At 43.2% G+C, this 12,016-nt stretch carries 10 protein-coding genes; 5 read left to right on the forward strand and 5 right to left on the reverse strand.

Translation table 11 applies throughout. The features are described 5' to 3' along the window. Positions 1-168: 168 nt before the first annotated feature. Both ACE5CV_RS13790 and ACE5CV_RS13795 read left to right on the forward strand, forming a co-directional pair. Positions 169-861, forward strand: a complete 693-nt coding sequence (locus ACE5CV_RS13790) for a ferritin-like domain-containing protein (RefSeq protein WP_374950765.1) — start codon at positions 169-171, stop codon at positions 859-861. 12 nt (positions 862-873) lie between these two features. Continuing rightward, a complete protein-coding gene (locus tag ACE5CV_RS13795) occupies positions 874-1,728 on the forward strand; it encodes a ferritin-like domain-containing protein (RefSeq protein ID WP_374950766.1) in 855 nt (284 codons plus the stop codon). A gap of 119 nt (positions 1,729-1,847) precedes the next feature. Here the strand turns inward: ACE5CV_RS13795 and ACE5CV_RS13800 are convergent, their stop codons facing one another. Then, on the reverse strand, positions 1,848-3,689 hold the full coding sequence (locus tag ACE5CV_RS13800; RefSeq protein ID WP_374950767.1) for a DUF6600 domain-containing protein: 1,842 nt from the start codon (positions 3,687-3,689) through the stop codon (positions 1,848-1,850). Between the two features lie 176 nt (positions 3,690-3,865). On the opposite strand from ACE5CV_RS13800, the gene ACE5CV_RS13805 reads away from it, so the two are divergent. Beyond that, positions 3,866-4,828, forward strand: a complete 963-nt coding sequence (locus tag ACE5CV_RS13805) for an isopenicillin N synthase family dioxygenase (RefSeq protein WP_374950768.1) — start codon at positions 3,866-3,868, stop codon at positions 4,826-4,828. A 61-nt stretch (positions 4,829-4,889) separates the two neighbouring features. Here the strand turns inward: ACE5CV_RS13805 and ACE5CV_RS13810 are convergent, their stop codons facing one another. Beyond that, the gene (locus tag ACE5CV_RS13810) at positions 4,890-6,293 is read right to left on the reverse strand and encodes an MBL fold metallo-hydrolase RNA specificity domain-containing protein (RefSeq protein WP_374950769.1); all 1,404 of its coding nucleotides are present in this window, start codon (positions 6,291-6,293) and stop codon (positions 4,890-4,892) included. Positions 6,294-6,425: 132 nt separating this feature from the next. On the opposite strand from ACE5CV_RS13810, the gene ACE5CV_RS13815 reads away from it, so the two are divergent. Both ACE5CV_RS13815 and ACE5CV_RS13820 read left to right on the forward strand, forming a co-directional pair. Further along, positions 6,426-6,797, forward strand: coding sequence for a BlaI/MecI/CopY family transcriptional regulator (locus ACE5CV_RS13815; protein WP_374950770.1), 372 nt, complete (start codon positions 6,426-6,428; stop codon positions 6,795-6,797). Positions 6,798-6,799: 2 nt separating this feature from the next. Next, positions 6,800-8,812 (forward strand): TonB family protein, encoded by a 2,013-nt coding sequence (locus tag ACE5CV_RS13820; protein ID WP_374950771.1) that lies wholly within the window; start codon positions 6,800-6,802, stop codon positions 8,810-8,812. 62 nt (positions 8,813-8,874) lie between these two features. Here the strand turns inward: ACE5CV_RS13820 and ACE5CV_RS13825 are convergent, their stop codons facing one another. From ACE5CV_RS13825 to ACE5CV_RS13835, 3 genes are all read right to left on the reverse strand, one after another. Next, entirely contained in the window at positions 8,875-9,564 is a 690-nt protein-coding gene (locus tag ACE5CV_RS13825; protein WP_374950772.1) for a PAS domain-containing protein, read from the reverse strand. A gap of 58 nt (positions 9,565-9,622) precedes the next feature. Then, the gene (locus tag ACE5CV_RS13830; RefSeq protein ID WP_374950773.1) at positions 9,623-9,778 is read right to left on the reverse strand and encodes a lmo0937 family membrane protein; all 156 of its coding nucleotides are present in this window, start codon (positions 9,776-9,778) and stop codon (positions 9,623-9,625) included. Between the two features lie 199 nt (positions 9,779-9,977). After that, positions 9,978-11,780, reverse strand: coding sequence for a M61 family metallopeptidase (locus ACE5CV_RS13835; RefSeq protein ID WP_374950774.1), 1,803 nt, complete (start codon positions 11,778-11,780; stop codon positions 9,978-9,980). Between the last annotated feature and the right edge of the window lie 236 nt (positions 11,781-12,016).

Raw genomic sequence — 12,016 nt, forward strand, 5'->3', positions numbered from 1 at the left:
AATTGAAAAGAACTTGTCGAATTTATTTTTAGTTAAACAATACTCTTTCTCGTTATACTTCAAATAGCTATACGATTTAGAAAATAAATAAAACTGAAGGTAAATAAAACATGTTGTCACCAATATTAGTAAATCTATAAAAAGCATCTACAGCTAAATTTTTAATCTATGAAAACAGAACTCGACTTAACAAAAGGCGGAGCAAACATGGCCAGAAGGTCATTCCTGCGCTACGCCGGCACCGGGGCGGCAGCTATTGCCGTGATGGGAGCAGCATCTTGTAAAAAGGACCACACCGTAATTGTGGACGGTGCAGTAGATATCGGTAATGGCGACCTTGGTATCTTAAACTATGCTTACGCTTTAGAGCAATTAGAAGCTGCCTTTTATTTACAGGTAGTTGCTACGCCTTACAGTGGCATTTCTGCAGCAGAAACTGCATACCTTACAGACATTCGTGATCACGAAGTGTTACACCGCGACTTTTTTAAAGCGGCGTTAGGCACAAACGCTATCCAGAGTTTAACACCAGACTTTAGCACCATCAATTTTGGTGATAGAACAAGCGTATTGAATGCGGCTAAATTATTGGAAGATACCGGCGTTCAAGCTTATGACGGTGCGGGCTATTTAATTAAAGACGCTAACTACTTGCTTATAGCCGGTAAAATTGTGTCTGTTGAAGCAAGGCACGCAGCTTTGATAGGTAACCTGCTTGGAATAGGCAACTATGCCTCTACAGATCAGGTTGACCCATCTACAGGTTTAAACAAAGCAGCATCTATTGCCGAAGTATTAAGCGGTGCTAACAAGTTCCTGAAAACTAAAGTTACTGCACCAAGTTACAATTATCAACCATAATCATCTATCGCCATGAACATATTTAATATAATTGAAGAAATTGAGAAAGTTGATCCGGAAATACACGATAGGTTAAACCCCCGCCGTGCCGCTATCAAAAATATAACCAGCTTTGGCTCTAAAGTAGCCGTTGCTGCATTGCCTTTTGCTTTGGGTACCATGTTTAAAAAGGCCTACGGCCAAACCTCAACATCTGTTGTTGACGTTTTAAATTTCGCTTTAACATTAGAGCACCTGGAAGCAGGCTTTTATAACTTGGGTAACACCAGAGGTACATTTAACGCCTACAAATCTTACTTAACCCCTATTATTAATGATGAGAATCATCACGTTACGTTTTTACAGGGTGTTATTAAATCTTTAGGTGGTACCCCGGTAGCCCCGCCAACTGCAGATTATACTGGTGGTAACAATAAAGGCAATGGTCCGTTTAAAGATGTATTTACAAATGTGAATACTTATTTAGCCGTGGCCCAGGTGTTTGAAGATACCGGCGTACGTGCTTACAAAGGTCAGGCAGGTAACCTATTAGGTAACCAGGTGGTATTAACCGCTGCATTATCTATCCACGCTGCAGAAGCGCGCCATGCATCAGCATTACGTTATTTGCGTAATTCTATTGCAACAGGTGTAACTGCTGCACCAACTATTAAGCCTTACGTTGTTAGTACAACAACTTTAGGTAATGATACCGGTGTTGCAGCAGTTAATGGTAACTACGCAGGTGAAGAAAACGTAACCCAGGGTGGCGTTAACCTGGTAACTGCCTTAGGCGTTTCTCCAGCTGTTGCTACAGCTTCGTTTGATGAAGCTTTAACTAAAGACCAGGTACTAGCTTTGCTGGTTGGTTCTTTTATCGTTCAATAGTTACAAACAACTACACATAAAAAAGGCGATCCTGATTCAGGATCGCCTTTTTTGTTAAGCAGAATATTGAACCTACTATGTTTTATCTCCACTGGACATTCAAGCGGAGCTAGATATCCTTAAGGCCTTACAGGGCGCGGTGGCTGCTGTTGTTGCCTTTGCTGTTCCTGCTGTTGTTGCCTTTGCTGTTCCTGCTGTTGTTGCCTTTGCTGTTCCTGCTGCTGGCGTTGCTGTTGCTGTTGAGCCTGCTGCTGGCGCTGTTGGTCTTGCGCTTGCTGCTGTTGTTGAGCTTGTTGTTGCCTTTGTTGATCCATTTGCTGACGTTGCTGCTGCTGAGCCTGTTGTTGCTGCTGCACTTGCTGTTGGCGTTGTTGATCGGCCTGTTGCTGCCGTTGCTGGTCGCGCATTTGCTGCGCTTGTTGCCTTTGCTGCTCACGTGCCTGCCGCTGCTGTTCAATGGCTTGCTGGTTCATTTGCTGGGCACCTATCTGTTGTTGTTGCTGCTCACGTGCCTGGCGTTGCTGCTCACGCTGCTGCTGCATTTGTTGGCGCTGCTGATCGTTGACCTGTCCTTGTTGCTGTTGTTGGCGTGCCTGGCGTTGCTGCTCGCGTTGTTGCTGCATTTGCTGGCGTTGCTCATCAGTCATCTGGCCTTGTTGTTGCTGTTGGCGTGCCTGGCGTTGCTGCTCGCGTTGTTGCTGTATTTGCTGGCGCTGCTCGTCGGTCATTTGACCTTGTTGTTGCTGCTGGCGTGCCTGGCGTTGCTGCTCGCGCTGTTGCTGCATTTGCTGGCGTTGCTCGTCGGTCATTTGACCTTGTTGTTGCTGCTGGCGTGCCTGGCGTGCCTGGCGTTGCTGCTGCATTTGCTGGCGCTGCTCATCGGTCATTTGACCTTGTTGTTGCTGCTGGCGTGCCTGGCGTTGCTGTTGCCGTTGGTCTGCGGAGTTTATATCAGCCGGGCTGGTTACACGTCCATTATTATTAAATTCCGGGCGGGTAGGGCGGTTGTTATTTTGTGATGGGTTAGCTACGCCGACTCTATTAACGCGCACATAATTGCTGTTTGGATTGTTAGAACGTGCTTCGTTAGCCAAACGCGACGCGTTCTCCCTGTTATATCCTCCGCGGCGATTGTCGCCACCACCGATACGCTGATCGGGGTTTTGGCGCCTGTAAGCTGCACCATCTATTATCCTGGCAGGGCGCGAATCGTTACCACGGCGTACTCCGGGGCGATAAATGTTAATATTGTTGTTATTTACTGTTATAGCACCCGGGCGGTTCACATTGTTTATATTGTAAACGCGTACGGGCCTTTTACTATACCGTTCAATATCGGCACGGCCGGGGCCGGCAATATAAGTGTGGTTGTTACGCACATAGGTATTACGTATTATAGTGGTACGGCTATATATATTACGGACACGGGTTACCGGCACACAATAGTTATAGATATTAGGCTGGTTAATATAGGCGTAAGGAGCAAAAGACCAATATATGTCTGGTGCAGCGTAATCATACCCAAATGATGCATCAACGGTTACCTGCGGCTCCAGCGGCGCCCAGCCATAATAGCCATCGCCGTTTCTCCAACTTACCCAGGCAGGGGCCCATTCGTTTCCCGGCACCCATTCCCATCCATAATAATTATCATAATGCCACCGGCCGTAGTGGAATGCAGCCCAACCCCATTCATAATCTGAGGCCCAGGTGTTACCATACTCGGTAAGTACCCAATGGCCATTGGTTACGTAAGGCCTAAAGTCACCGTCTACATCGGGTACCCAAACGTTGCCGTAGGTCGGGTCGTTTACCCAGGTACCATAATCAGAAAGTTCGTCGTAAAATTCCTGGTCAGATATATATTGCCCTTCCTGCTGGGCGGCTACTCTGGATGGGGCGCATGACAGTGTCACTACAGCTATTAAAGCAAAGCCCCAGAGTTTTTGTATTAATTTCATAGGTGGTTTATATCGGTATCTATTATAGACAGTGCTAACAGCAAATCGTTTAAACAATTAACTATAAAATACTTTATATTGTAGAGCAATAAACAAACCGGCATAAAATTTAGCAGATGGGTATACCGCTGCCTGATTTTTTTGAATAATTTTGATCGTTATTTTAATCTACAATTATGAGCACTGTAAACATCCCGCGCCTTGATCTAAACACTTACATTAACGGCTCGGCCGACGAACGTAAAGCTTTCTCTGACAGCATTGGCCAGGCATTTAATGAAACCGGTTTTGTAACTATTACCAATCATGGATTAAGTAAGGATTTGATAGATGATCTTTACCTGCAGGTAAAAAAGCTTTTTGCTTTACCACAGGATGTTAAAGACAAGTATGAAATACCCGACCTGGCCGGGCAACGCGGCTATACCGGTAAAAATAAGGAAACAGCTAAAGGTTTTAAGGTACCAGATTTAAAGGAATTTTGGCAAATAGGCCAAACTGTTACCGGCGATGTGCCTGAAAAAGATGCGTACCCTGAAAATATTGCGGTTGACGAATTGCCGGAATTTAACACCACAACTTTAGAGGTTTACAAAAAATTAGAAGCAGCCGGCAAGTACCTACTGCGCGCCATTGCGGTTTACCTGGGGTTGAATGAAAATTATTTTGATGATAAGGTGGAGAACGGCAATTCCATTCTGCGCACTTTACACTACTTTCCGATAACTGACCCGGATGCGTTACCTGATGATGCAGTACGCGCAGGGGCGCACGAGGATATTAATTTAATAACGTTATTGATAGGCGCCAGCGCCGATGGTTTGGAACTACTCACACGCGATAATACCTGGTTCCCGGTGACTGCCTTTGGTGAAGATCTGGTAGTTAATGTTGGCGATATGCTGCAGCGTTTAACCAATAACAAGTTAAAATCCACAACGCATAGGGTAATTAACCCGCCGCGCGAGCAAATGAAGAACTCCCGCTTTTCTGTACCGTTTTTCTTGCACCCAAAATCCGATATGGACCTTACCAGCTTGCCATCGACCATTGACGACAGCCACCCCAAGCTTTATACAGACATTACCGCAGGTGAATATTTGGATGAACGTTTAAGAGAGATAGGACTAAAGAAATAAACAAACAACAAAGCCGGCCATGAGCCGGCTTTGTTGTTATAAGTGATCTTAATATTTTATCCTAATCTAAAACTACCTTTTGATGCTGATAAGGAATCTCAATATCAGAGAACCCTTTTTCCTTTAATTTTTCGGCAAAGTGTTGTTGAACTTCATACTCGCCGTGTACCAGGAAAAGTTTTTTAACCAGTTTAGGATCCTGGCAGGCTAAGAAGTGTAGCAGGTCTTCGTAATCGCCATGGGCACTCATGCTTTTAATAGACTGTACCTCGGCATTTACCTGGTACTGGTCACCAAAAATATGAACTTCCTTTTCTCCGCGGGCAAGGCGGCCGCCTAACGAATTGGGTTCGGCGTAGCCTACCATCAGAATGGTGTTTTTTTGTTGGCCAACATTGTTTTTGATATGATGTTTAACGCGTCCGGCTTCGGCCATTCCTGATGAAGAAATGATTACGCAAGGCCTTACATCATCGTTTAGTGCAATCGATTCGGCAGTAGACTGTACAAATTTTAATCCCTTAAAACCAAACGGATCAGCATCAATTTTAAGGACCTCTTTTACGTCCTTATTATAAACTTCGGGATGGTCCCTAAGCACCTGGGTTGCCTTTTCAGATAACGGGCTATCTACATAATAAGGTACATCAGGTAATATGCCTTTAAGTTCGAGTGAATTTAATGCGTAAAGCAATTCTTGTGTGCGGCCAACGCTAAATGCCGGAATGATCACCTTGCCCATTTTTACCTCGCAGGTATTTTTGATGATGTCTAACAAAGCGTCTTGAATAGGGCCTATATCTTTATGCAGCGAATCCCCATAAGTAGATTCCAGTAATATGTAATCGGCCTGTGGGAAAGTTTGCGGGTTTTTTAACAACAAGTCGCCGTAACGGCCTACATCACCGCTAAACGTGATATAGGTGCTCTTACCATTTTCATCCGCACGGATATGTACAGCAGCACTTCCAAGTACGTGGCCTGCATCCGTAAATTTGAACTTAAGGGTTGGGGTGATATGATATTCCTGGTTATAATCAACAATCCTAAAAAGGCTTAAAGCGGAAATGGCATCTTCTTCGCTATAAAGTGCCTCCAACTGCGGCTGGCCTTTTTTTGCGCGGTGTTTATTATCATATTCAAGGTCCTGTGTTTGTATCTTCGCAGAATCCATGAGTAAGATCCGTGCAAGGTCCATAGTAGGCGCGGTACAAAAGATCTGCCCTTCAAAACCCTCTTTAACTAATCTGGGGATTAACCCGCAATGATCTATATGTGCGTGGGAAAGAATAAGATAGTCGAGTTTTTTAGGATTAAAGCCAAAATGTTCGTTCATGTCTTCGGTTTGTTCGCCTAATCCCTGGAACATTCCGCAATCTAATAAAACGCTGGTGCCATCCTGCATCCGCAGCAGGTGTTTGCTGCCGGTAACGTTTCGTGCAGCGCCGTGAAAAGTTATTTCCATTTAGTAATTGGTTGTGAAGAAGAACCAAATAGACAAATAAAAGTTTAATTAAAAAATAAACTAAACATTTAGTTGTTAATGTCGTTTACAACTTATAACTTAGTTAAACATTTTAAATAATTCATTCCCCTTATGGAAATTAAAGAATTAACACGCGCAGAAGAGCAAATTATGCAGGTGCTTTGGCAGTTGCAAAAGGGCTTTGTAAAAGATGTGTTGGATGTACTGCCCGAACCTAAGCCGGCCTACAACACGGTATCAACCATTATCAGGATACTGGAAACTAAAGGCTTTGTTGGCCATAGTGCCTTCGGTAAAAGTCATGAGTATCACCCTATTATCAGCAAAGAGCAGTATAAGAATTTTGCCGCAGACAAATTACTGACCGGCTACTTCGATAATTCGGTGAACCGGATGCTATCCTTTTTCGTGAAGAAAGAAAAGATAAACCTGAAAGAGGCCGACGACATTATGAAACTGATTGAAAAACTTAAAGATAAATAGTTATGATCTGGTGGAATTATCTGTTGCTTGTGAACATTTACCTGGTATTGTTTTTCGGGTTCTATGCTTTATTGCTCCGCCGGGAAACCTTTTTTCAGCTTAACCGCATCTATTTGGTGGGAAGCGCGCTGCTATCGTTTATTATTCCCCTAATACAAGCGCAGTGGGTTAAGGAACTTTTCATTACCCGACAGGTGCAGGAAACCATTTACAGTGCCACCACACCAGATATGTTAGTGGCGTTTGCGCCATTAAAAGATAACCCGGTTACCGTTGGCGAAATCATTACACTGTTATATGCCGCCGGAATTGTAATGCTGTCCATAAGGCTTGTATGGCAGCTGTTCGAGGTGAAGAAGTTGATCAGCCAACCTTCTAAAGGAGCCTACTCGTTTTTTAAGTCGGTAAAAATACAGGATGATGTTGCTACTAATGAAGTAATAACCCGTCATGAAGAAGTACACGTCAGGCAATGGCATTCTGCAGATGTTTTGATCATCGAAGCTATAATGATTGTTAATTGGTTTAACCCGGTTGTTTACCTGTACCGCTTTGCAGTTAAACATATTCATGAATTTATTGCCGACAGGCAGGCTTTGGCGGCCGGCACCGATAAAGCAGATTACGCCCTGCTACTGCTTAGCCAAACCTTTAATTCGCCTGTGCATAGTTTGGTTAACCCGTTTTTTAATCACAGTTTATTAAAACAGCGTATTATGATGTTACAAAAAAATAAATCGCAGCGTATAAAGCTGGCGAAGTATGGTTTATCGGCACCATTGTTTATATTAATGCTGATATTATCCTCGGCAACAATAAGCAATAGCAAAGCTGTAATCACAATTAACTACCATGCTGAAGAGGTATTTCTAAAACCGGCTGCATCAGTAGTCGCTGCTCACAAAATTGTGGAAGAAAATTTATCGCGGGAGACCACCAACATAAAAACAACGGTGGTTACTTTGCCGCCTTTGGTTAATGCGGTAAATGTTAATGATACCGGGAGTTACCAAAAGCAGGTATTTACTGCTGTTGAGCATGCACCGACTTTTGTTGGTGGCGATAAAGCTTTAGGAGAGTTCCTTGCAAAAAACATTCATTACCCTAAAGAAGCCAGGGAAAAAAATATCCAGGGCCGTGTTATTGCCACTTTTGTTGTGGAGCCTAACGGAGCACTGACAAATGTGCAAGTGCTGCGCGGTATAGGATACGGTGCTGATGAAGAAACCATAAGGGTACTAAAAATGTCGCCCAAATGGAAACCTGGCGTACAAAACCGTCGCAAAGTAAGAGTGCAATACAGCATACCGGTAAAGTTCAGCCTTTCAACTGATGATGTAGCCGTCATTAAACCGCAAGGTAAGAATCCGCCGCCACCTCCTGCACCTGCTGTAGTGCAATCCAGCGGTAAAAAAAATACGGTATTAAGCGCCTTTGAGCAATCACCACAATTCCCGGGAGGTGATCATGAATTTGTTATGTATTTAGCCAAAAACATTCGTTACCCTAAAAAGGCCCGTGAAAATAACACCCAAGGAAGAGTGATTGTGTCATTTATAGTAGAAACCGATGGCTCACTTACCAATTTGAAAGTTGTAAGAGGTGTTGGTGATGGTACAGATGAAGAAGCAGTAAGAGTATTAAAGGCCTCGCCAAAATGGATAGCCGGCACTCAAAATGGACAAAAGGTACGTGTAAATTATGTGGTGCCGATCAATTTTGCTTTAGCAAGGGATAACAAAATGGGAGCGATAAAATCGCAGCAAAGTGACAATATTAAACAACAAGTTACACAAAATAGTATAATAAAGGAGTCTTCGGCAAGCAATGATCTTGCTATTAACAACCCGCTTTATATTGTCGACGGCAAAGAAATTAGTGATTTAAGCACTATCAGTCCAAATGACATCAAAAGTGTATCGGTATTAAAGGACCGTAACAGTGTGGAAAAGTACGGCGCTAAAGGAATTAACGGCGTAGTAATTGTCGACCTTAAAAAATCTAAAGTCAAATAATGAGTCAAAGTAATTGCAAAAAAAGCCCTGACTAGAATCTATCTAGTCGGGGCTTTGTTAATTTATGATTCTTCAGCTTTTAATTCGGCGTCCTGACGCTCGCGCAGGTTGCGCATGACTTTCGTAAACCCGCGATGCTGCTCCTCCTCGTCAAATAACGGAAAAACCAACCCGCTGCCCCAAAAACGCGTACCATCTTTGCAAACATGGTAGCGCTCGTCAATCGCTCTACCGTTCTCTATAGCGTTAACCAATTCTTTCTCCGGTTCTCCGGTAGCCACATCCTCCTGAGTAAAAAAAATGCTGGCGTTTTGGCCAATTACTTCACTATCCTTATAGCCTAGCACATGCTCTGCCCCTGTGTTCCAACTGTTTACGTCGCCGTTTTTATCGGTGGTAAAAACTGCATAATCTTCCAGGCTATCCAACACCTGCCTGAAAAAGTCCTCGCTCATTCTAAAGTAGCTGTCATCGAAAATATCTTCACTTGTAATGGTTTCATTACGTGTTTCATATTCTACAACTATTGTTGTATCGCTAACCTTGTTACAGGCCAGAAGCATGGGTTCCCGCGTAATTTTGTAGTAAGTATCATAGCCTGCCGGCAAATTAGCCAGATCAGGTTTTTCCCTTACCGGCTTCAATACTATGGTTACATCCAAAGTGGCGTCTGCATCAGTATCTGCTAACATGAAAGTGTAACCCTTTTCTATCAAATCGCCAAGGAGTTGCGGCGTAAACGGGATTTGCATGCGTGAGGCAATTGTTTGGTTATATAAAGCAGCCCGTAAGGGCCGCTTTATGAATAAATTAAACGGCGGTTGGCCTGCGTATTACACCAAGTAAAAAAGCAATTACTGCAATTACAAGTAGGATATGTATAAGGCTGCCAACTGCTGTGAAAAATACGCCGATAGCCCAACCAATAATAAGTATTACGGCAATTATATAAAGTAGTGAGTTCATGATAAATATTTTAGTGTTTTTATAGATAGATATATAATATTCGAACAGCCAAAAAAGTTTTAGCAAATTAATCCATGTTGGCAAATTAAGAAACCGTGAACCACATATACCATCAAAGTATCATGCTTCTATCAGTAAATTGTTAAATAAAAAAGCCCCCATTCTGTAAAGAACGGAGGCTTAAAAATTTGCGCTTTTCTTATTGCAATTTTAACCATTTTGCCCTTACAGTTAATTGCTGCGGAGTAGTGTTTGGCAATTCCTCGATCTTGTTTTTCTGACGTGGATTGCGAAGTAAGGCAACAGGGATAATCATCGCCTGGCCATCGCGGCTTATGGTTACCTTGATCTGGTCGCCAACTTTTTTACCATTCATAATAGTAGTTGCATCCGTAACCGGTGTGCCGTCTATCGAAACAATTTCATCGCCAACATTTATCCCCTGTACCCACGCAGCGCTATTGCGTAAAACAGAAGTAACAATTTTTTTAGGACCGTTGTTGCTGATGGTGGCACCAATGGTAGGGTCGTTGCTTGCGGCGGCATCATCTGTAAGTTTATAGCCGGCATAGCCAAGATATTTATCATAGTCGATAGCTGCTAAACCATTGATATACTTCGCATAAAAATCATCCAGTTTTTTTCCGGCGAATTTTTCAAATCCAGCCTTAAATTCTGCATCGGTATAACCGCGTTTCAAGCCTTTGTAATAAGTGTTATACATGTATTTCATCACATCATCTAAAGATGACTTTCCATTGGTAGAATTGATGATCTCCAGATCAAGCAGCATACCGATTACGGCACCTTTATCATAATAGGAGATACCGGTGTTTACCGAATTTTCATTAGGGCGGTAAGATTTGATCCAGGCATCAAAACTTGATTCGGCCAGTGGCTGTACTTTAGTACCCGGGGTATTTTCAACAGTATTGATATCGGCTGCCATATCCGCTAAAAAGCCCTCGGCAGGGGTAAGGTCAGCATGGCGAAGTATCAAATTTTGATAATAAGCGGTAAAGCCTTCTGCTATCCAAAGGTTAGTAGTGTAGTTCTCGTTCTCATAATCAAACGGACCTAACACGATAGGACGCAGTCGTTTCACATTCCACAGGTGAAAATGCTCATGAGCCACCAAACCTAAAAACCCACGGTAGCCGCGTTCATTAGCATAGGCATCGCGCGAGGCGCCTAAAACTGTAGAGCTTAAATGTTCTAACCCGCCACCGTTACGAAGCTTGTTGTGTACAATAAAGGTGTAATGTTTGTTAGGGTTCTCGCCAAATACAGCAGCTTCTGCTTCAATAATTTTGGCCATATCAACTTTCAGGCGCTCTTTGTCATAATTGCCGCCACCATACATGGCCACTTCATAATGTACACCCTTAACGTTAAAGTCAAACACATCCTGCGTGCCAACTTCAATAGGCGAATCGTATAGAATGTCGAAGTTAGGCGCGGTTAGGGTAAATGTGTCACCACCCACTTTTTCTAAACTGGTTGATACTTTGTTCCAGTCTTTGTACGGCACTATCTTAATGGTCGACGGGCTATTAAGCATGCCTTTGGGCCATAAGAATACGCCTGATGTTGACAGGAAAGCGTGCGATGCATCGATAAAGCTGGTACGTACCGATAGTTCGAATGCATATAATTTATATTTAACAGTAACGCTGTTAACGCCTATGGTGTTAATCTTCCAGGTGTTTTTATTTAGTTTAGGTGCAGCTACTGCTTTACCGTTTGCCGTAGCCGTAAGCGATTCGATATTTTTAGCAAACTCTCTAACCAGGTATGATCCGGGAGTCCACACCGGCATTTTAAGTTCAAGCGAAGGCTGGGCAAGGCCACTAACAGTCATTTCAATTTCTGCATAATGCGCCTGTGCCTCGGGAAAGGTTACCGTGTACGATATTTTTGCAGGGGCAGCCGCGCTGCCGGGAGTAGCGTTCATAAATAACAGAATTAAATTAGCCAGTACGATGAGTTGAAATTTTTTCATGCGGCAAGTTATAAATTTTTATGTTTTTTAATATGTTGGTTAAAAACACCAGTGTTGTAAAATGGTTGATACATGCAATCAATTTTAACCGTAAGGGGTTAGTTTTGCGGGTATTACCGTAATGCTTCATCAGCCCCCGATGCATTAAAGCGGCAATATAAGCTGGCTTACAGGCGGAGACGCGACAGATAATTTGCTTAACCGCTTGTGTCTGCAGGGTATCGTAACTGTAAATT

The sequence above is a fragment of the Mucilaginibacter sp. genome (genome assembly GCF_964263795.1).
In the GTDB taxonomy this organism is placed as follows: domain Bacteria; phylum Bacteroidota; class Bacteroidia; order Sphingobacteriales; family Sphingobacteriaceae; genus Mucilaginibacter.

What these genes read in the sequence shown, in the direction of transcription:
- ACE5CV_RS13790 (WP_374950765.1), top strand. Translation starts at nt 169, where the DNA reads ATGAAAACAGAACTCGACTTAACAAAAGGCGGAGCAAACATGGCCAGA.
- ACE5CV_RS13795 (WP_374950766.1), top strand. Translation starts at nt 874, where the DNA reads ATGAACATATTTAATATAATTGAAGAAATTGAGAAAGTTGATCCGGAA.
- ACE5CV_RS13800 (WP_374950767.1), bottom strand. Translation starts at nt 3,689, where the DNA reads ATGAAATTAATACAAAAACTCTGGGGCTTTGCTTTAATAGCTGTAGTG.
- ACE5CV_RS13805 (WP_374950768.1), top strand. Translation starts at nt 3,866, where the DNA reads ATGAGCACTGTAAACATCCCGCGCCTTGATCTAAACACTTACATTAAC.
- ACE5CV_RS13810 (WP_374950769.1), bottom strand. Translation starts at nt 6,293, where the DNA reads ATGGAAATAACTTTTCACGGCGCTGCACGAAACGTTACCGGCAGCAAA.
- ACE5CV_RS13815 (WP_374950770.1), top strand. Translation starts at nt 6,426, where the DNA reads ATGGAAATTAAAGAATTAACACGCGCAGAAGAGCAAATTATGCAGGTG.
- ACE5CV_RS13820 (WP_374950771.1), top strand. Translation starts at nt 6,800, where the DNA reads ATGATCTGGTGGAATTATCTGTTGCTTGTGAACATTTACCTGGTATTG.
- ACE5CV_RS13825 (WP_374950772.1), bottom strand. Translation starts at nt 9,564, where the DNA reads ATGCAAATCCCGTTTACGCCGCAACTCCTTGGCGATTTGATAGAAAAG.
- ACE5CV_RS13830 (WP_374950773.1), bottom strand. Translation starts at nt 9,778, where the DNA reads ATGAACTCACTACTTTATATAATTGCCGTAATACTTATTATTGGTTGG.
- ACE5CV_RS13835 (WP_374950774.1), bottom strand. Translation starts at nt 11,780, where the DNA reads ATGAAAAAATTTCAACTCATCGTACTGGCTAATTTAATTCTGTTATTT.